Consider the following 19,785-nt stretch of genomic DNA (forward strand, 5'->3'; position numbering starts at 1 on the left):
CGGTCCGGTTCCGACAATCCAGCACTCAATCCGCAAACCTTTCCATTACGTCCACACCCTTGTCGCCAGACAATCCGAATGCGAACCCATCAGAATAAGCTGGATTGTCAAGCACGGCCACCACGTTTTCGCCGAAGAGCCTCGGTGGCATCGGCGCCCCGAAACGCGCCACGAATGCTTCGGGTTCGGTGTCCATGGCCCGGGCATAGGCGCTGGCGGCGATGTCACCGATGCCGGTGCCTAAAATCACTTGCCGAGGCAGGATTGCCTGGAAACGGATACCAAGCTGCCTCTGCTCGGAAACCCGATTGGCATATTTGGCCATGAACCAAAGCATGCGTTTGGCGCCGCCATAGCCGCCTGACATCGGGGATCCATCGACGGCCGCGCCACTCGACACGACGACAACCCGGGTCCCGGGTTCGAGCGGCAGGTTCAGCGCGCCTTGCAGCCAGTGTAGCCCGGCTTTGACGTCGTGCTCCCAGGTCGCGGTGAAATCGGCCCAACTGATCTTGTCCAATCGCTCCATCGGCGGTTTCGCTCCGGCGTTCAGCACAAGTATATCCGGCCGAACGTCCGCAAGGATACGGTGTGCGGCGGCCTCGTCCCTGGCATCGGCGGCAATCGTCGAAACGCCCAGTCGGGTTCGGACAGCCTCGAGCGCATCGGATTGACGCGCCACAACCGTGACCCTTGCCTCCTGATCAACAAGTGCCTCCACCAGCCCCAGGCCGAGCCCGCGGCTTCCACCGGTGACGACGACATTCTTACCCTTGAGACTCATCAGTCCTGCTCCTTTGCTTCGATATTGCAAAGACGATCGAGGCTCTGGAAAAGAGTCAGCCGCTGATAGAATTCGGGATCACGGAGACTTCCACGTCCACACGGCAGCGCCTATGGCAAAAGTTCATCACCCCCGAGCTTGCGCATATAAGCTTCGAACATGTCGGCCATTGCATTGGCGAACCCCTCGATCTCCGCCGCGTCATGCTGTGCCTCGGAAAACTCTTTCCCGACGGTGCTCATTGCCGTGAAAATCAGGTCACCAGCCATGTTACGGACTGCCTCCGAAGACCGTGGCAGCGCCTCTGTCATGAAAGCGTCAATGTTACGGCTGCCCGCCTCGCGTGCTTCCAAAGCCTCCGGCGCATCTCTGTAGAGCGGTGCAGCGTCGTCCAGCGCAACGCGAACCGCAGCCTCGTCGCATTCTGACTGAATGAACATGTGGACAAGCCTGCGGAGCCTGGCGAGCGGCGGCATCGAGCGGTCGCCCAGGATATCGCCCAGCAGGCTGGTGGTCTGCCGCCATTCGTCGCTCTGCAGACGAAACAGAATAGCGGCCTTGTTGGGGAAGTACTGGTAAAGCGAGCCGACGCTGACGCCGGCCTTCTCAGCCACCCGCGCGGTGGTGAAGCGATGCGCGCCCTCCTCAGCCAAAACGCGAACGGCAGCCTCGAGAATTGCCTTCACCAACTCTTCCGAGCGGGACTGCTTCGGCAATTTTCTCGAGGAAATTGAATAGCTTGCCCGGTCGTTCATGTCTCAGCCCCGTAAAGCGATTAGCAAACGCGACTAATTAATCGTATTTTCTGGCTCAACGCAATCATAAGCAAACACGAACGGTTCTGATCATGAATTCCACCCTTTTGAGCGCTCCGCTCGCTCCCTTGCTGGACCGCCTCTTCAAGCAGGCCGACGCCGCTACCAGCCCCGCCATGGCAGCAATGTCGGAGGAAGAACGCGACCGCCTGCTGACAAGCAAGACCGAATATCTCGACCTCTATAGCCGGCTGAAAGACCTCTGGCTGCCCGTATCCAGGGAGACGGGCGAGCTTCTCTATATGCTTGCGAGGAGCATGAAAGCAAAAACCATCGTCGAATTCGGCACCTCTTTCGGTGTCTCGACGCTGTTCCTCGGAGCCGCGCTCCGCGACAACGGCGGAGGTCGCATCATCACCACCGAGTTCGAGCCGTCCAAGGTGGCGCGCGCCCGCCGGAACATTGCCGAAGCAGGGCTTTCGGATCTTGTCGAGGTGCGCGAAGGCGACGCGCTTCAGACGCTTGCAAGCGATCTGCCGGAAGGCATCGACCTGCTCGTGCTCGACGGCGCCAAGGCCCTCTATGAAGACGTACTCGCCCTGGTCGAGGATCGGTTGAGGCCCGGCGCGCTTGTCCTTGCCGACGACGTCGACTTCAGCCCGGAATACCTGAAACACGTCCGCTCGCAGACCGCCTCTTACCTCTCGATCCAGGTCGCCGAGGGCATCGAGCTTTCCATCCGCCTGGGCTGATGCCGAGACCCACGCCAACAAACCACCCATAGGAGAATGAAAATGCATGTATTCGTTACAGGCGCCACCGGCTGGGTCGGCTCTGCGGTTGTCGAGGACCTGATCGGTGCCGGCCATGTGGTGAGCGGTCTTTGCCGTTCAAGCGGAAAGGCAGCCACGCTCTCCGCCATCGGCGCGACCCCCGTCGAAGGTTCGCTGGACGACCTTGGGCTCCTGCGCGCAACGGCCTCAAAGGCCGACGCCGTCATCCATACCGCCTTCAATCACGACGATTTGTCCAAGTTCCTCGAGAATGTCGAGCAGGACCGGCGCGTGATCGAAACCCTCGGCGAGGCGTTGGTGGGAAGCAGCCGCCCGCTGATCGTCACCTCCGGTCTGATGGGCCTGCCCCGCGGGGCGACGGAAGCCGATCTTCCAAACCCGGCCTTTCCGCGCAAATCGGAGGTCGCGGCGCGATCTGTCGCGGAGCGCGGCGTGCGCGGGCGGCCACGGTGCGCCTTGCGCCTTCGGTGCATGGAATTGGCGATCATGGTTTCGTCCCGACCCTGATCCGTTTCGCCCGTCAGACAGGCGTCTCCGCCTATGTCGACGACGGCACCAATTGCTGGTCGGGCACTCATCGTCGTGACGCCGCCCGCGTCTATCGCCTTGCACTGGAAACAGGCGTCACGGAGGCGGTCTATCACGCGGTCGCAGAAGAGAGCGTGCCCTTCAGGCAGATCGCCGAAGCGATCGGAGCCGCGCTTGGTCTTCCGGTCGAGTCCCGGCCGCGCAAGCATTTCGGCTGGTTCGCCCATTTCGCGGGAAGCGACATGGCGGCTTCCAGCGCGAGGACGCGCGCACTCCTCGGCTGGCAGCCGCGGGAGGTGAGCCTTCTCAGCGACCTCGGTCGCCCGGAATATTACGCAGGCTGACTGAAATGCAGAACCCGCGCCTCGAAGGCGGGTTCTGCACCGTAAGCGTTCACGTCAGCCAACGCGGTCCAAGTCAAAGAAGGAAAGACGATGAACGACACGATCACACAATTGGCTACGGTCGGCGCGTATGACCTGCGGATCTATGACGTCCTCGAGGGCGAGATGGAGACCCTGTTGCAGGTCCTTGCCGAACTCGCCCTTCCCATGATGCCGGAATTCGGCATCGAGCCGGTAGGCTTCTGGACGGAGGAAACCACTGACAGGCTTTTCCAGATATCGAGCCATTCGAGGCTCGAAGATGTCCAGAGCAACTGGGATAGCTTTCATGCGGATCCACGGTGGCAGGAAGGGCTTGCACGGATCCGACAGGACCGCGTCATCGTGAAGAAGGTCGAGACCGTTCTTCTGCGCGGGCTCGACGGCCTGCCTTCAGCGGGAGGATATCTGTGATGTCACTCGAAGGAAAGACTGCCGTCGTGACCGGCGGCGCCCGCGGTATAGGCCGGGCTTATTGCGAACGCCTTGCGGCGGACGGAGCCAACGTCGTGGTCATCGACAGGGACGACGCAACTCCACTCCTGCGGTCGCTTTCCGGCAACGGACAGAAATATGCACTCGTCTGCGATGTCAGCGAACCTTGGAACGTTGAAGGCGCTGCATCGACCGTTCTCGACCTGTTCGGTTGCTGCGATATCTTTGTAAATAACGCCGCCTATATGCCTATCACGACGCTCGAGACCGTCACTTCCGAGGTCTGGCGACGCGTTCACGCCATCAATGTCGAATCCATTGTCCACTTCGCCCGAGAATTTGTCCCGGCGATGGCTGCTGCCGGTTGGGGAAGAATCGTAACGACGGGATCTGCCGTGACGCTTCACCCTCAGACGCGCGACCTCGCCTACATTGCCAGCAAGGGCGCCGTTCACGCTGTCACGAAGGCACTCGCCAACGAACTTGCAGACAGGGGCATCACGGTGAATTCGCTCGCTCCGACCGTCGTTCTCACGGAGGGTTTCGCCGGGCGCCTGCCCCTGGATGGGCCGTCCGCCGACGAAATGATGGAGCGGATCATATCCCAACAGACCATCAAGCGCGCCTGCGTGCCCAGGGACGTGGCAGACGCTCTGGCTTTTTTGGTCTCCGATGAAGCGGGCTTTATTACCGGGCAGATCATTCATGTGGATGGCGGCCGAACGAGAAGCGGCGCGTAATTCTTTCCCTCAAAGGCGGACCTGGCGCCGGAGCCCGTGTCGGCGATCAAGCGATCGCCGGGAGCCAGTGTTTTCGTGGCGGATGCACCTTTCGCGGATATCGTTGCCAAAACGCCATAATTGTTGCACCAAGATCCCAACACTATAGTCTCGACGTTGCAAATGGGATCAAAGTCGAATGCGCATTCACTACGGTTTCCTCGGCATATTCCTTGCAATTGCGCCATCGGCATATGCGCTGGAAGTTGGGCCGCCGCCGGCTTTGTCGCCGCTGCAGGGCCAAGCGCAAGCCGCTCATTTGAGCGCGCAATTGCTGACGCGATATGCCTATAAGCCGGTTCCGCTCAACGATGCGCTATCTGTCAAGATCATAAATCGGTTCATCAAGTCCCTGGATCCGGACCGCATGCTCTTCCTGCAAGCCGACATCGACAAGTTCATGGCTGGCAGCGCCAAGATCGATGATGCCATCGTCCAGGAAGACCTGGATATTCCGTTTTCGATTTTTAATGTCTATGCGCAGCGCGTTGTCGATCGCATGACCTATGCGCGCAGCTTGCTCAAGCAGAACTTCGATTTCAGCGTGCGGGAAAGCTACTCTTTTCTCCGCGACGAAGAACCCTGGCCGCAGTCGGAGCAGGAAAGGAACGAGCTGTGGCGTAAACGCGTCAAAGGCGATTGGCTGCGTTTGAAACTGGCCGGCAAAGCCGATGCGGCAATTCGCGAGACGCTCGACAAGCGCTATCAGAACATCCTCGAGCGTGCTTACACATACAAGAGCGACGACGTTTTCCAGTCATTCATGGGCGCCTACACCACGTCGGTTGATCCGCACACGGATTATTTCGGTGCTGCCGCTTCGGCCAACTTCGACATTTCGATGAAGCTTTCGCTGGTTGGTATCGGCGCGGTATTGCAGGAACGCGATGGCTATACGACGGTCCGTGAGCTCGTACCGGGCGGGCCCGCGCAACTGTCCGGAAAGCTGGCGGTCGGGGATCGTATTATCGGGGTCGGTCAGGGCGAGGATGGCACCGTAAAAGAAGTCGTGGGCACCCGCCTCGATGAAGTCGTGCAAATGATACGCGGGACCAAAGATTCCGTCGTGCGCCTGGACGTCCTGCCGGCAGACGCCGGCGAGAGCCACCGCGTCATCAGCCTGGTGCGGGACAAAATAAGCCTCGAAAAACAGGCCGCGAAAAAGGCCATCCTATCCGTGGAGGACCGCGGTGCGGCGCGCAGAATTGGGGTGATTACCCTGCCGGTCTTCTATGAGGACTTCGACGCGCGGCGCAAGGGCGACAAGGACTATAGAAGCGCAAGCCGCGACGTTGCCAAGCTTCTTGGCGAACTCAAGCGGGAAAATGTCGACGGCGTTTTGATCGATTTGCGCGATAATGGAGGAGGATCATTGGCCGAGGCGATCGATTTGACAGGCCTGTTCGTCGGCAAAGGCCCGGTGGTTCAGCAACGCGACGCCGAAGGGAAGGTCGAGGTAGAAAGCGATGATTTATCCGCGCCCGCCTGGACAGGTCCGGTCGGTGTGCTGATCAATCGCGGTTCAGCGTCGGCCTCCGAGATTTTTGCTGCAGCGATACAGGATTACGGTCGCGGTGTGATTGTCGGCGAGCCTAGTTTCGGCAAGGGCACCGTGCAAACCGTCATCAATCTCGACAATGTCGCCCACAACAGCAAGCCGAAATTCGGCGAGCTGAAATTGACGATTGCACAGTTTTTCCGCGTCGACGGTGGGACGACACAGTTGCGGGGTGTGACACCCGATATCAGCTTGCCGGGCCTTTCGGACCCTAAGACCCTTGGCGAGGCGAGTTATGACAACGCGCTGCCATGGGCCCAGATCAAGCCTGCGAAGTATACGGCCGCGGGCAATATGGCGGCACTGCTGCCGCAGCTAAAAAGCCGCCACGATGCTCGGGTGCAAAACGATCGGAATTTCCAGCATTTTGTCGAGGACGCCGCCGAATTGAAGGCGCAGCGCGAAAAGCGCGTCATTTCTCTCAATGAATCCGAACGTCAAAACGAATTGACTGCCTTGGCAGCCCGTCTCAAGGCGCGCGAGCAAACAAACGACGGTTTGGCTCGCAGTGGAGACGATGGCCTGGAAGCAAACGAGCGTAGCCTGAGTGCTGATCTTGCTATTGAAAACGCCCGCAAGAACGCCAAAGACGTCCTGCAGAACGAAGCTGCCTCGATTGTAGCCGATGAAGCGGATTTGCTGCAGGGCACGTCAAAGCCCGGCACTCGGTGAAAGGCGGGCCGCCGCCTCGCCACTTAATTCCCGCCTGAATTGCGCAATTCGCGTTCGGCCCTTTCGAGCGCGCTGGCGTTCAGCACCTTACGAAGCAGCGCCACGGCAACGGCCCGCATGCGGAGATTGTACCAGCCCTCCGGTCCGTCGCCCGGCACTTCGTACACATCCAGCTTTTCATAAAGCTGCTGGAGACGGTTCTGGACGCTCCGCAGCGAGAGCCTTTTGCGCTGGGAGATCGCTTTATCGGTCAGGCCGAGCGCCACATCCACCAGGATTTCGTATTCCGCATCGCTTAAACCATGCGCATTGCCGAGGCTCTTCTGCTGGATGCCACGCACCTCGCGGTCGATAACGCATTGCGACTCCATGAAGACGCCGCGTAGCGCCAGTTTTAGCCGCTCGTCGGAGGTTGATTTCAGCACATACCCATAGGTCGCACCTTCCGGAACGATGCGTGCCACCCCGCGGACATAGGCTTCATCGGAATAGTTCGACCAGAACAGGATCTTGGTGTCCGGCCGCTCGCGCCAGATGGTGCGGGCCGCCTCGATGCCGTTCCGCTCGCTCATCTGCAGGTCCATGACCACATGTTCGGCCCGCGATTGGCGCGCCTGCACCTCGCCGGTGTGGCCGTTGTCCGCCTCCAGGACCGTGTCGCATTCCGGCAGTGCTGCCCGCACCGCCTCGTGCAGATAGGACCGGTGCAGCGGGTCGTCCTCAATGATCAGGACCCTCATGTCGACGCCTCCACCAGGCGCTTCGGCCCGACGGGGAGGGTGACCTTCACGGATGTGCCGCGACGGTCGGCATGACCGCCCATCTCGAACCGCGCGGAGATGAGCCGCGACCGTGTCTTCATGTTGTCGATCCCATGGCCCGCCTTGTCCTGCGGGCTGCAGATGCCATTGCCGTCGTCGTCCACCTCGATCGAAAGCATCCGCTTGCGGCTCGCAAGACGCACCAGGATGGTTTTCGGCTGGCCGTGCCTGATGGCGTTGTTGACGGCTTCCTGGACGATGCGGAACAGGGCCGTCGCCACGGTTTGGTCGAGGTCAACAAGTGCTCCGTCGCTTTCGTCAATCATCCGCCATTCGATTGGCTGCCCGCTTTCGCGCACCGAGCGCTCGAGATGGTTCTCGATCGCCTCGGCGACGCCGAACAGCTGCAGCACGGTCGGCTTGGCCTCCTCGATGATCTCACGAAGATCGTGCATGCATTGCTGCAGGGTGCGACAGAGCGGTTCGAGCGCGTCGCCATGCATGTCCGCCAGCCTCGACAGCCGCTCCATGCGCCGTGAGAGTCGCGTCAGGTCGGCAAGCGTCTGGTCGTGCAGGTCCATGCCGATCCTCTGGCGTTCAGCCTCCAGCGCCTCCGTCAGTTTCAGCGCTCCCAGCCGCAGCCCTTCCTCGCGGGCGCGTGCCTCCGTCTCGACGATCGCCGAGCGCTTGGCCTGCTCGGCCGCCCTCAATGCAAAGAAATAGGGTGCCAAGAGGTCGGCGATCGAACGGGCGTTCTCGACATCCTCCATCGAATAGCTGTCACGTTCATGACTGGAACAGCTCAAGGCACCTATGATATCTCCTTGGACCTTGAGCGGCACATGCAGCCTGCTCCTCAAGGAAAGCGCGATAATCGGGCTCGAAAAGGCGCCTTCGAAGTGGAAGCGCGGGTCGGCACAGGCGTCGGGCGACAAAAGGAAATCCACCTCTCCGGCCAAAAGCGTGCGGATCGGGCTGCCGGTCAAAAGCGCCGGCGGCTGCTGGCTCCAGGCAGTCGCAAGTCCGCTTTCGTAAGCGATGTGATATTTGCCATCCACCATCTTGATGCAGACGTCGAGATGGTCGTGCGGAATGATGTGGCTGATCTCGGCGGCCACTGCCTGGATGATAGCATTAAAATCGAGCTGGCCGGCAAGAAGCCGGGAGATGCCGAGATAGCGGTCGAACAACGCGTTTCGCGCCCGATTGAGCATGACGGACCTCCTCCAGTCCTTGAAACCATTAGACGCTTCGTTGTGGTTCTTGTCTTGCGGGAACCCGCATATTTTGCGCGAGTACCCGCAGAAAGGTTGCTTGTATGCGCCTATACAACATCTGATTTCTCCTCCATTCTCCTCCTACTGAGCAAACGGGGCTCAGCGCAAACACTATCTTCGGCCACCGTTGAGGAGCGGCCCGAGGAGAACCCCGTTGGGAACTCTAGGGAGGAAATCATGATCATCAGAAAGATGCTTTTCGCATCTGTCGCTATCGCTTGCGTTGCCGGGCCGTTCTCTGCCCTGGCCGAAACTTCGGGCAAGAAGATTGCCCTTTCCAACAACTATGCCGGCAATTCCTGGCGGCAGGCGATGCTGACCAGCTGGGACAAGATCACCAAGGACGCCGTCGCAAAGAAGATCGTCGCCGCTGCCGATCCGTTCACGACCGCAGAAAATCAGGCGACCGAGCAGGCCGCGCAGATCCAGAACATGATCCTGCAGGGCTATGATGCGATCGTCATCAATGCCGCCTCGCCGACCGCCCTCAACGGCGCCATCAAGGAGGCCTGCAACGCCGGTATCACGGTCGTCTCGTTCGACGGCATCGTAACCGAACCTTGCGCCTGGCGCATCGCGGTCGACTTCAAGGGGATGGGCGAAAGCCAGGTCGAATACCTCGCCAAGAAGATGCCGAAGGGTGGGAACCTTCTGGAGATCCGAGGCCTCGCCGGCGTTTCGGTCGACGATGAAATCCACGCTGGCATCCAGGCGGGCGCTCAGAAAAACCCGCAGTTCAAGATCGTCGGTGCCGTCAACGGCGACTGGGCTCAGGATGTCGCGCAACGCGCAGTCGCGGGCATCCTTCCGAGCCTGCCGGAAATCACGGCAGTCGTGACCCAGGGTGGCGACGGTTATGGTGCGGCACAGGCCTTCGCCGCAGCGAACCGACCGACCCCCACCATCGTTATGGGCAACCGCGAGGACGAACTCGTCTGGTGGAAACAGCAGAAAGACAAGAACGGCTACGAGACCATGTCGGTCTCGATCGCGCCCGGCGTCTCGACGCTCGCCTTCTGGGTGGCGCAGCAGATCCTTGACGGCAAGCAGGTGAAGAAGGACCTGGTTGTTCCTTTCCTGCGCATCGACCAGGCCAATCTCGAAACGAACCTCGCCAGTACCCAAAAGGGCGGCGTCGCCAATGTCGAATATTCGCTGGAAGACGCCCAGAAAGTCATCAGCAGCGCCAAGTGAGCTGATCCTCCCACACAACAGGGCACGGCGCCAGCAGGTGCCGTGCCTCCGCATTGCCCTGCCCAGATCATCGATGACGTGTTCCGCATGAATGAAATAACAGCAAGACGAGAGATGGTCGCGGCGCGCGGCGTCAAGGTGACCTTCGGCGCCGTCAAGGCGCTGGACGGAGCGGATCTCGTCATCCACTGCGGGGAATGCGTTGGCCTCGTGGGCCACAACGGCGCCGGCAAGTCCACCATCGTCAACGTTATCAACGGCAGCCTGAACCCGCATGCGGGCGAAGTCAGCTATGGCGGTGCTACGGCCCAACATGGCATCTCGACTGCGCGAGCCAAAGGCGTTCGCTGCGTCTTCCAGGAATTGTCGCTCTGCCCCAACCTTACCGTCAACGAGAACGCCCGCGTCATGCACGCGGAACTCGCCGGCTGGAACTGGCGCACCAGGGCAGTCGCCCTCGTCAAACAGCAATTGGGGGAAATTTTCCCCGGCCACGGCATCGATTGCGACAGCACGATCGACGACCTTTCGATCGCCGAGCGACAGATGGTCGAGATCGCCATCAGCTTCGCCGGCCTGAACGAAAAGCCAAAGCTCGTCATTCTCGACGAGCCGACCTCTTCGCTCGACGCAGGGCTGGCGGCGCAGCTCATGGCCTATATTCGGAAGTTCGTCGGGGAAGGGGGATCTGTGCTGCTGATCTCGCATATCCTCGGCGAAATCCTCTCCACCTCGGACCGCATCGTGGTGATGAAGGACGGCCGCGTCGTCGCCGACCGCTCCGCTTCGGAGTTCAGTACCCGTAGCCTCGTCGAAGCCATGGGCAACGTGGTACGCGAGCAGGAATGGCAGCGCGCGGTGGACAAGCGTGATGGTGCGCCGGTGCTTGCCATGCCGCCGCGACGGGGTCACGGTCTTGCCTTTCAAGCCCATCGCGGCGAGATGATCGGTCTTGCCGGTCTCGCAGGACATGGCCAGACGGAAACGCTTCTTGATCTCTATCTCTCGCGCAACAGCAACTGGTGGCCGGCACGCCGGAAGGACATCGCCTTCGTTGCAGGCGACCGCAGCCTGAACGGAATATTCCCGCTCTGGAGCATCCTGAACAATCTCAGCATCGCCTCGCTTGGTGATATTTGTTCCCGGAGCATCGTGGACCATGACCGCGAAGGCGTGCTCGGCAACGGCTGGAAGAAGCGTATCGAGATCCGTACGCCGGATATGGAAAACCGCATCCTGTCGCTTTCCGGCGGCAATCAGCAAAAAGTGCTGTTCGCCCGTGCATTGGCGACGACCGCGAGGATCGTGCTGATGGACGATCCGATGCGCGGCGTCGATGTCGGCACCAAGCAGGAAGTCTATGACATTCTGCGCTCTGAGGCTGCCACCGGCCGCACCTTCATATGGTATTCGACGGAAATGGACGAAATTCGCCTCTGCGACCGGGTCTACGTTTTTCGAGAAGGCGCCATCGTCGCGGAACTCGCGGGCGACGAGATCACCGAGAAAAACGTGCTCGAGGCTTCCTTCAGCGCAGGCGAGGCGGCATGAAGATATCCTCCGGCACGATCCGCCTTATCATCCCTGCCGCGTCGCTGGCGCTGCTGCTCGCCGCCGTCTTCTACATGCAGCCGCGCGCCATGAGCTATACAGGCCTCAACCTGCTCTTCAATCTCGCCGTGCCGATCGCGCTCGCGACGGTGGCGCAAATGCTGATCATGGCGGTTAACGATCTCGACCTGTCGATGGGCGCCTTCGTCAGCTTCTGCGCCTGCGTGACGGCGACGTTCCTGCAGGCGTCCCCGGCAATCGGCGTGTTGATTTTCCTGGGCGCCATTGCGGCCTATGCCGTGATCGGCGTTGTCATCCATGTTCGAGAATTGCCCTCGATCGTCGTGACGCTGGGTATGAGCTTCGTCTGGGGCGGGCTTGCGGTCCTTATGCTGCCGTCTCCCGGTGGCGAGGCTCCGATCTGGGCCCGCTGGCTGATGACCTCCCGGCCTCCTTTTGTGCCGATGGCGATCGTCGCCAGCATCGTCATCGCGGCGGTCACCCATTTCGTCATCATGCGCTCCTCCGTCGGTGTGCTGATCCGCGGCATTGGCGGCAATGTCCGCTCGGTCGAGCGCGCCGGCTGGTCGGTTATCCGCATCCGCGCCGGAACCTATGCGTTGGCCGGCTTCTTCGCCGTTCTATCCGGCATCACGCTCGTCGGCCTTACGACCTCGGCGGATGCGAATATCGCGCTGCGCTACACGCTGCTGTCGATCGCGGGCGTCATCCTCGGCGGCGGCGAATTCGTCGGCGGCAAGGTCTCGCCGATCGGCGCCGTTATCGGCGCATTGACCCTCACGCTCGCCGGCTCCTTCCTCTCCTTCATGCGCATATCGCCCGACTGGCAGATCGGTGCGCAGGGCGCGATCCTGATCGTCGTGCTGGCGCTTCGCCTTTTCCTGAACCGGTTGGAAAAGCGGGAGAAGGGCCGATGACCGCCGCACGCCTCTTGTTTACCAAGCCCTGGATCTGGTCTTTCGCGGCCACGGTTATCGTCTGGGTCGTCACCGTTCTTTTTACCGGCGGCGCAAGCTCGCTTGGCTTGTCGCAGGCAGCCTTAACCTTCGCGGCCTTCTCGGTCATCGTCGGCATCGGCCAGATGTTCGTCATCACCCTCGGTCCCGACAATATCGATCTTTCCGTGCCCGCCACGATGACGCTTTCCGGAACCCTGGCGCTGAAGCTGATGGACGTGCAGGATGGCATGATCCTCGTCGGCCTGCTGACGTCGATCCTGCTGGGTTTCGCAATCGGCATCGGCAACTATGCGCTGATAAAACTGCTGCGCATCCCGCCGATCATCGCGACCCTCTCCATAAGTTTCATCGTGCAATCGACAGCCATCTGGGCGAACCGCGGCCTACGCATCAAACCGCCGGAAGTGCTGGCGAGCTTCACGACCTCAAGCCTGTTCGGCATCCCCAACATTGCGATCGTCGCCCTGATCCTCTCGGTCGTCGCGTGGGTTCTGCTGAAAAAGACCATTTATGGCCGCTGGATCTCGGCGATCGGCCAAAGCACATTCGCCGCCCGGATGACCGGCATTCCAGTCGACGGCACGCGGCTCGTCACCTACATCCTCTGTGCCGTGCTGGCCTCGATCTGCGGTTATCTGCTCGCGAGCTTCTCCGGCGGGGCTGCGCTGAACATGGGTTCGGAATACTTGCTGATGTCGATCGCCGTCGTGGTGATCGGCGGAACGGCGGTCGCGGGCGGCAACTCCAACATCCCCGGCATCTGGGGCGCGTCGCTCTTCATGTTCCTTGTCGTGTCGATGTTGAACACCTATGGCTTCGGTGCCGGGTTCCGCCTCATCCTGACCGGCCTCATCATCATCGCCGTCATCCTGGTTGCCGGCGGCCGTCAATCCAACCGATGAACAAACTCAAATCGGACCCTCTCCCATGCCGCAAATCCCTTCCATCTACGAAATCCACGACGACCGCTTTCGGCACCTGATCGTTGGCAGCGCGGCCCTCGAAGAGCTTTATTCCGATTGCCGCTGGGCCGAAGGTCCGGTCTGGTTTGCGGATCTGAACTGCCTGATCTGGAGCGACATACCCAACCAGCGCATGCTGCGCTGGGCGCCGGACGGCGGCGTCTCGATCTTCCGTTCGCCGTCGAATTTCGTCAACGGCAATACACGTGACCGGCAAGGCCGGCTGGTGTCGTGCGAACACGGCGGCCGGCGTGTCATCCGGACCGAGATCGACGGCACGATCACCGTTCTTGCCGACCGTTATCAGGGCAAACGGCTCAACTCGCCGAACGATGTCGTCGTGCGCTCGGACGGCAGCGTCTGGTTCACCGACCCGACCTACGGCATCAAGTCCGATTATGAAGGTTATCGGGCCGAGCCGGAGCAGGATACACGTAATGTCTACCGCCTCGATCCGGTGAGCGGCGACCTCGAGGCGGCCGTCACCGATTTCGGCCAGCCGAACGGCCTCGCGTTCTCACCGGATGAAACGAAGCTCTACGTCGCCGACTCCGCCTCCAGCCATGATGTCAGCGCGCCGCGTCACATCCGCGTCTTCGACGTGGTCGACGGCAAGCGTCTTGCCAAGGGCAAGATCTTCTGCAGTCTCGACAACGGCCTGCCCGACGGTTTCCGCGTCGATGTCCAGGGCAACGTCTGGACGAGCGCCGGCGATGGCGTGCATTGCTTCTGCCCGAAAGGCGAACTTCTCGGCAAGATCCTGGTGCCGCAGACCGTCGCAAACGTCACGTTCGGCGGCCCACGCAAAAATCGGCTTTTCATCACCGCCACCAAGTCGCTTTACTCGGTTTTCCTGGCGACCAGCGGCGCGGCGCTGGGCTGACCTTCGAGGCGCGCGATCAACGTCCTTGAGCGGCGGATTGCTGTGAGGGCCGCGCCGAGGGCGACTATTCCGAGACCCATCATCAGGATCTGGTTGTACCCGCCCCACAACGGTTCAAGGATCGATGCCAATCCTGCTGCGGTGATCGTTGCCATCCGGTGCTGCTTGGCCATCGGGCCTGAGAAATCACTCGGATTGCCTGTGGCGCGGCCGAGTTCTCGGACATAGGCCGTCAAGACGGCAAAGGCACCCGCGGCCCAGCCGAGACCTGGCATGCCGATCCCGTATCCAACGCCCGCAAAGATCAGAAGATCGGCGACGCGATCCGGGAACTCGTTCCAGAACGGGCCGTCCGGCTCTCCTTTTCCGCCTTCGACGGCGACCATGCCGTCGAACAGATTGCAAAGCAGCCGGCCCTGGCAGAATAGGGCGGCGAGCAGAAGGCAGGCAATACGCGCCCATCCGACCGTTTGTCCCGCCAGATAGAAGGCGCCGCCGCCAAGCGCTGCCGCGATCATGCTGGCCTGGGATATCTGGTTGGGCGTGATGGTTTTCGACGCCATCCACCGCGCGATCGCGCCGGCCCAGCGGGTGTTGCGGCTTGCCAGAGGCCGCCTGTCGCCTGTCTCGGTCATGTCTTGGCACCTCGTGCGGAGATCGAATAATTGTAGATCGTGGCGTAGCTCGTCGATACCAGAAGCGGAACCGCGACGGTCTTGAGGATTTCCGGTGTGCCGCTCGCCGCGTGGATGGCGACGAGAACAGCGGCCGAGCCGAGGCAGGCAATGAGTGGCGGCGCCCAAAACCGCGTCAGGCCGTCAAAGCGCTTCGAAAGCCCGTCGATCACCGATTTCAGGAAAAGCGTCAAGCAGGCGGACATCACGCCCTGTACCGCACCGGAATAAAGCGGCCTTGGCATTTCATAAGCGCGGTTGGCAAAAACGGCCCAGCCGCCCATGGCAAGAAACGCAAACAGCACATGCACCGTCCCGCTGCGCGCCAGCCGCTTCAGCGCGTCCGACATCACAACGACCACCAGTAGCGTACGATATGAAAGAAGATCGGTGCGGAGAAGACGACGGAATCCAGCCTGTCGATCAGGCCGCCATGTCCTTCGATGAGATTGCCCCAATCCTTGATGCCGCGATCCCGCTTGATCGCCGACATCACCAGGCCGCCGAAGAAACCCATCAATGTGATGACGAAGGCGAGAAGTCCCGCCTGAACCGGGGTGAACGGCGTAATCCACCAAAGGGCCGCACCGATCAGAGTGGCGCTGATGACGCCGCCGACAAAACCTTCGACCGTTTTCGATGGCGACAATTTCGGAGCGATCTTGGTGCGCCCGAACAACTTGCCCCAGACGTATTGCAGCACGTCACTCAACTGGACGACGATCACCAGGAAGGCGATCAGCAGCACGTTGCGGCCCTCGTAGCCCGGGATGTTCAAGGTCAGCAGTGCCGGGACATGCGAGGCGCAGAAGACGCAAATCATCAGTGCCCATTGCACTTCGGCGATGCGGATCAGAAAGCGCTCCGTATCGCCCCTGAGCACGGATATGATCGGCATCAGCAGGAATGCATAGACCGGAATGAAGATCGAGAAGATGCCGTATTGTTCCGCCCAGAGCAGATAGTATTGAAGCGGCACCACCACGAAGAAGGCCGCCGCCAGTGCCCAGTGGTCGGCCCTGCGGGTGTTGATGAGGGTGACAAATTCCCGAAGCGCGGCAAAGGAGCAGAACCCGAATAGAACGAGAACGCCGATGCGGCCCGCCACGAAGGCAATGCCGATCAGGATGACCATGATCCACCAAGCCTTGATCCGGGCATTGAGGTTTTCGATCGACGCGTTCGAGCCGGTCGGCGAGAGGCGCTGCTGCAGCACGTAACCGATGGCCGAGGCGAGAATGAGCACGCCGAAGATACCCGCCACCAGCGTCAAGAGATCGGAACTCGCGGCACTCATTCGCCACTCCCTGCAGGTTTAGGAGACAAAGCTAAAAGAGCGCTTCGCATTCGCTCAAGGAAAGCGTCCTTGGTTTCACCCGGAGTGAACTGCAGGGCACTACCGAAGGTGACGGTGCAGATCAGCGGTATCGGGACGATCTCGCCCTTCGGCATGACGCGATTGAGATTGTTGATCCAGACCGGAACGAGATCGATGTCGGGCCGCGCCGTGACCAGATGAAAAATGCCGCTCTTGAACGGAAGAAGAGGGGCCTCGGACTGGTTTCGCGTGCCTTCCGGAAAGAGGATCAGCGATGAACCGGCGTCGATCGCCGAGGCCATTTGCGCGATGGGATCCTCCGTCCTCTTGTCCCGCTCCCTTTCGATGAGGACCGCATTGAAGACGTCGCTGCCGATGAAGCGGTTGAGCGGCGATTTCAGCCAGTATTCAGCCCCGGCAACCGGACGAGCCTGATGACGGAGCCTTGGCGGCAACACCGCCCAGACGAGCACGAAGTCGCCATGGCTGGAGTGATTGGCAAAATAGACACAGGGGCGGGAAGGCAGCCCCTCCTCGGGCCATATGGCGCGAACCGCCGTGACCGCCCGAGCAAACAGGACGATTACCGCCGCCGCGGCCTTTGCAATAAAACTTTTCATCCATCCCCCGGCCGAAGCTTGCGATCGCGCCGCCCAAACTCTAGCACCGTCGCCGCGGGAAGAAAGGAACTTCGCAGACGTCCAGCTGAAAATCGCAGAGATGCTGCTCTGCCACTTTATAAAGGGCTCATACGTCCTCCACTGCCGGAGCAAGACAAGTTCTTTAGGTGGCACATCGCTTGCATCGCGTCCTGCGATCCGCCTGCAAGAGGAAACGGCCGTGTACGCGAACATAAATCCCTCGATCGACGTCAGGTTGCTGCGCACCACTTATCTGCTGCTGAGGGAGCGCAATGTCTCCAAGGTCGCGGTGCTGCTCGGACACAGTCAGCCGGCCGTCAGTGCCTGCCTGAAGAAGGCGCGGGAGATATTTTCGGATCCGCTTCTCGTGCGCAGCGGCCAGAAACTGGTGCTGACCGAGCGCGGCGAAGAGGTGATGGCCTCGATCGCGGCCATGCTCGAAGGCCTTCTGGACACACTGAACCGCAGCAGCCAGTTCGATCCCGGCATGGTCCACAGCCGGATGCGGATCGCCGCGGTCAACTGCTTCGGCACCTTCCTCATTCCGCCGATCGCCACCAGCATCCGAAGCGAAGCGCCCGGCATATCGGTCGACTTTTTCGCACCCTCGGAACAGAGCGACCTGATCGAAGATCTGGGGTCGGGCCGGGTGGACATGGTAATCGGCAATTGGCCGGCGCCGCAGCAGAGCCTGAAATCGAGCACACTCCTGCATTGCGACATCGCCTGCGTGGTGCAGAAATCGAACCCGCTGGCGAAGCGCGGACGCCTACTGCTCGACGATTATATGGATGCCGACCATGTGTCGCCGACACCCGGCTCCAACGCCGTCTATAGCCCGGATCGACGGCCGGCTTGCGCAGCTTGGAATGCGCCGCCGCATCGCCATGTCGGTTCCGGAATACGCGCTGATCCCTGCAATCCTTGCCGAAACAGACCTGATCTTCACCACGGCGCGGCCCTATGCGGAATATATCGTCGCCAACGCCCCGGCCAATCATTTGCAGCTCGTCGAGGCGCCGAGGGAGTTCGACCAGATGAACCTCTATCTGTTGTGGCACGAGCGGGCTCACAACAGCGGCGCCAACCGGTGGCTGCGCAATGTCATCCGCACCGTCGCGCGCCGTTTCGACCAGACGCTGCACCCCGCGCCATCCGCAATCCCGCTGCGGGCCGTCTCTTGAGGCCGGCAGGTATAAGCAAACGGATATACCCGCTATCGACGGTCGTGGCATTCACCCGCGGACAAAATTTGCCCATGCTGCAGGCAGGATTTACATCTGCCAAAGAATTGAGCAGGCAGATTTAGCGCCGGGAATTTCGAATGCTGATGCACACTCTTCTCGTGGATGGCGCCAATCGCGATCCGGACCATGCCTGTTTCCACTGGGTCGATCGCGACAAGAGCCTGACCTATGCGCAGGCCGTCGAAGCCATGGAGCGGGCTGCCGGCGCGCTGCACAGTTTCGGGGTTAAGCCGGGCGATCGGGTGACGATCTTTGCGCATAACGGCATGGACTATCTGACGACGATGCTGGGCTGCTGGCGGCTCGGGGCGATTTCAGCTCTCGTAAACGTCAAGTTCGCCGATGAACTTGCCTATTATTTCGGCGATCACCAGCCGACGGTGGTCGTTTATACTCATGACAAGCATGAACAGGTGAGGGCGGCAGCCGCCGGCGTGCCGACAATCCGGGCATTGATCTGCATGGATGGGCCGCAACCGGGCGCTCATTCCCTGCCCGACCTGATGGCGGCTGCCCTGCCGGCGCCTGTCGATCCGGGCAATGAAGATGCGATTGCCCATCTTTCCTATACGTCCGGGACGACCGGCAAGCCGAAGGGCGCCTGCCTGAAGCACGAGCCGACAGTGCGGGCGACCCGCTGCATCGCCGAGCGGCTGCAGATCACCGCGGCCGACGTTTCGTTCGGCCCAAGCGCTCTGTCGAGCTCCTACCAGCTGGTCGGCAATCTCCTGCCGCAGCTGTCCCGCGGCGCGGCGATCAACGTGATGGGCCGTTGGACTCAGGAGACCGGTTTCGATGCACTCGAAGCTCGCGGCGCGACCATGCTCATCGCCAATCCGCCGATCCTGGCCGATCTCCTCAACGAGGCCACCATCCGCAGCCGGGTGCCGGCGGCACTGCGCATGAGCATGTCCGGCGGCGGTCCGGTTCCACCAGTTCTAAAGGCTGGCTGGCACGAGAAGCTGAGGCTGCCGCTAGTCGAAAGCTATGGTCAGTCCGAGCTCGGCGGTTTCGTGGCGCTGGGCTTTCCGAAGCTCGATGCCGCCGACATCGAGACCCGCCGCGCCGGAATGCCGCTGCCGGACAAGGAAGTGCGCATTCTCGATTCCGACGGCAGCGAACTTCCCTGCGGTTCGGTCGGCGAGATCGCGCTTCGCGGCGGTTTCATGTGGGGTTACTGGGGCAAGCCCGAAAAGACCGCCGAGACACTGCGCGACGGTTGGCTGTGGACCGGCGATATCGGCACGATGGACCGGCACGGTTTTGTCACCATGATGGGACGTCGCTCCGAGCTTATCGAGGTCGGCGGCAAGACCTGGTATCCGCGCGATGTGGAAGAGGCGCTTTCGACGGTCGCCGGCATCGAGCAGGCGGCGGTGGTCGGTGTTCCCGATGCGGTGATGAAGACAAGGCCGGTCGCCTTTGTGCAGGCCGCCGCACCCGTCGATGGCGATGCCGCCAAGGCGCAGATCGCCGCCACGCTTCCCTACGACCTCTCCGTCATGACGGTGATCTCGCTCGCAGAGCTGCCCATGACCCCCACCGGCAAGATCGCCAAGGCGGAGCTGGCGGCACGCGCCGCCGCTACCTGAGCGACAATCAAGGAAAA

At 61.2% G+C, this 19,785-nt stretch carries 19 protein-coding genes and 1 pseudogene; 12 read left to right on the forward strand and 8 right to left on the reverse strand.

The features are described 5' to 3' along the window. Positions 1–25: 25 nt before the first annotated feature. Complete coding sequence (locus ACZ9IU_RS26635; RefSeq protein WP_040124947.1) at positions 26–784, reverse strand: SDR family NAD(P)-dependent oxidoreductase; 759 nt, start codon at positions 782–784, stop codon at positions 26–28. A gap of 110 nt (positions 785–894) precedes the next feature. After that, entirely contained in the window at positions 895–1,539 is a 645-nt protein-coding gene (locus ACZ9IU_RS26640) for a TetR/AcrR family transcriptional regulator (RefSeq protein ID WP_040124946.1), read from the reverse strand. 92 nt (positions 1,540–1,631) lie between these two features. Between ACZ9IU_RS26640 and ACZ9IU_RS26645 the strand changes: the two genes are divergently transcribed. From ACZ9IU_RS26645 to ACZ9IU_RS26665, 5 genes and pseudogenes are all read left to right on the forward strand, one after another. Beyond that, positions 1,632–2,291 (forward strand): O-methyltransferase, encoded by a 660-nt coding sequence (locus ACZ9IU_RS26645; protein ID WP_040124944.1) that lies wholly within the window; start codon positions 1,632–1,634, stop codon positions 2,289–2,291. 42 nt (positions 2,292–2,333) lie between these two features. Then, positions 2,334–3,205: pseudogene (locus tag ACZ9IU_RS26650) on the forward strand (SDR family oxidoreductase). 90 nt (positions 3,206–3,295) lie between these two features. Then, positions 3,296–3,658 carry an NIPSNAP family protein gene (locus ACZ9IU_RS26655; protein WP_040124940.1) on the forward strand — a complete coding sequence of 121 codons (363 nt, stop codon included), beginning with the start codon at positions 3,296–3,298 and terminating at the stop codon, positions 3,656–3,658. Positions 3,659–3,684: 26 nt separating this feature from the next. Beyond that, on the forward strand, positions 3,685–4,419 hold the full coding sequence (locus ACZ9IU_RS26660; RefSeq protein WP_157885311.1) for an SDR family NAD(P)-dependent oxidoreductase: 735 nt from the start codon (positions 3,685–3,687) through the stop codon (positions 4,417–4,419). 178 nt (positions 4,420–4,597) lie between these two features. Further along, a complete protein-coding gene (locus ACZ9IU_RS26665) occupies positions 4,598–6,688 on the forward strand; it encodes a carboxy terminal-processing peptidase (protein ID WP_040124936.1) in 2,091 nt (696 codons plus the stop codon). A gap of 23 nt (positions 6,689–6,711) precedes the next feature. On the opposite strand, the gene ACZ9IU_RS26670 is transcribed toward ACZ9IU_RS26665, so the two are convergent. Further along, on the reverse strand, positions 6,712–7,428 hold the full coding sequence (locus tag ACZ9IU_RS26670) for a response regulator transcription factor (protein WP_040124935.1): 717 nt from the start codon (positions 7,426–7,428) through the stop codon (positions 6,712–6,714). Further along, positions 7,425–8,663, reverse strand: a complete 1,239-nt coding sequence (locus ACZ9IU_RS26675) for a GAF domain-containing sensor histidine kinase (RefSeq protein ID WP_040124932.1) — start codon at positions 8,661–8,663, stop codon at positions 7,425–7,427. Before ACZ9IU_RS26675 ends, ACZ9IU_RS26670 begins: the two co-directional genes overlap by 4 nt. Positions 8,664–8,903: 240 nt before the next feature. On the opposite strand from ACZ9IU_RS26675, the gene ACZ9IU_RS26680 reads away from it, so the two are divergent. The 5 genes from ACZ9IU_RS26680 (at position 8,904) to ACZ9IU_RS26700 (ending at position 14,296) form a co-directional block, all read left to right on the forward strand. After that, positions 8,904–9,920: an ABC transporter substrate-binding protein gene (locus ACZ9IU_RS26680; protein ID WP_040124930.1), complete on the forward strand. Its 1,017-nt coding sequence runs from the start codon at positions 8,904–8,906 to the stop codon at positions 9,918–9,920. A gap of 87 nt (positions 9,921–10,007) precedes the next feature. Beyond that, positions 10,008–11,471, forward strand: coding sequence for a sugar ABC transporter ATP-binding protein (locus ACZ9IU_RS26685; RefSeq protein WP_040125810.1), 1,464 nt, complete (start codon positions 10,008–10,010; stop codon positions 11,469–11,471). After that, on the forward strand, positions 11,468–12,409 hold the full coding sequence (locus ACZ9IU_RS26690; RefSeq protein ID WP_040124928.1) for an ABC transporter permease: 942 nt from the start codon (positions 11,468–11,470) through the stop codon (positions 12,407–12,409). The genes ACZ9IU_RS26685 and ACZ9IU_RS26690 overlap by 4 nt, the downstream gene beginning before the upstream one ends. Next, a complete protein-coding gene (locus ACZ9IU_RS26695; protein WP_040124927.1) occupies positions 12,406–13,353 on the forward strand; it encodes an ABC transporter permease in 948 nt (315 codons plus the stop codon). Before ACZ9IU_RS26690 ends, ACZ9IU_RS26695 begins: the two co-directional genes overlap by 4 nt. A gap of 25 nt (positions 13,354–13,378) precedes the next feature. Continuing rightward, the gene (locus tag ACZ9IU_RS26700; protein ID WP_040124925.1) at positions 13,379–14,296 is read left to right on the forward strand and encodes an SMP-30/gluconolactonase/LRE family protein; all 918 of its coding nucleotides are present in this window, start codon (positions 13,379–13,381) and stop codon (positions 14,294–14,296) included. Here ACZ9IU_RS26700 and ACZ9IU_RS26705 read toward each other — a convergent pair. From ACZ9IU_RS26705 to ACZ9IU_RS26720, 4 genes are read right to left on the reverse strand one after another with little or no spacing between them, the layout of a single operon-like run. After that, complete coding sequence (locus ACZ9IU_RS26705; protein ID WP_051900509.1) at positions 14,254–14,931, reverse strand: CDP-alcohol phosphatidyltransferase family protein; 678 nt, start codon at positions 14,929–14,931, stop codon at positions 14,254–14,256. The two genes, ACZ9IU_RS26700 and ACZ9IU_RS26705, sit on opposite strands and share 43 nt — an antisense overlap. Further along, positions 14,928–15,320 carry a hypothetical protein gene (locus ACZ9IU_RS26710; RefSeq protein WP_040124923.1) on the reverse strand — a complete coding sequence of 131 codons (393 nt, stop codon included), beginning with the start codon at positions 15,318–15,320 and terminating at the stop codon, positions 14,928–14,930. The genes ACZ9IU_RS26705 and ACZ9IU_RS26710 overlap by 4 nt, the downstream gene beginning before the upstream one ends. Next, on the reverse strand, positions 15,320–16,267 hold the full coding sequence (locus ACZ9IU_RS26715) for a phosphatidate cytidylyltransferase (protein ID WP_040124922.1): 948 nt from the start codon (positions 16,265–16,267) through the stop codon (positions 15,320–15,322). The genes ACZ9IU_RS26710 and ACZ9IU_RS26715 overlap by 1 nt, the downstream gene beginning before the upstream one ends. Further along, positions 16,264–16,908 (reverse strand): lysophospholipid acyltransferase family protein, encoded by a 645-nt coding sequence (locus tag ACZ9IU_RS26720; protein ID WP_040124920.1) that lies wholly within the window; start codon positions 16,906–16,908, stop codon positions 16,264–16,266. Before ACZ9IU_RS26720 ends, ACZ9IU_RS26715 begins: the two co-directional genes overlap by 4 nt. A 100-nt stretch (positions 16,909–17,008) precedes the next feature. Between ACZ9IU_RS26720 and ACZ9IU_RS26725 the strand changes: the two genes are divergently transcribed. Together ACZ9IU_RS26725 and ACZ9IU_RS26730 are read left to right on the forward strand one after the other, a co-directional pair. After that, on the forward strand, positions 17,009–18,238 hold the full coding sequence (locus ACZ9IU_RS26725) for a LysR family transcriptional regulator (protein WP_498957814.1): 1,230 nt from the start codon (positions 17,009–17,011) through the stop codon (positions 18,236–18,238). Positions 18,239–18,253: 15 nt separating this feature from the next. Then, positions 18,254–19,768, forward strand: a complete 1,515-nt coding sequence (locus ACZ9IU_RS26730) for a class I adenylate-forming enzyme family protein (RefSeq protein ID WP_040124918.1) — start codon at positions 18,254–18,256, stop codon at positions 19,766–19,768. Positions 19,769–19,785: the final 17 nt, after the last annotated feature.

Source organism: Mesorhizobium sp. USDA 4132 (genome assembly GCF_056279545.1).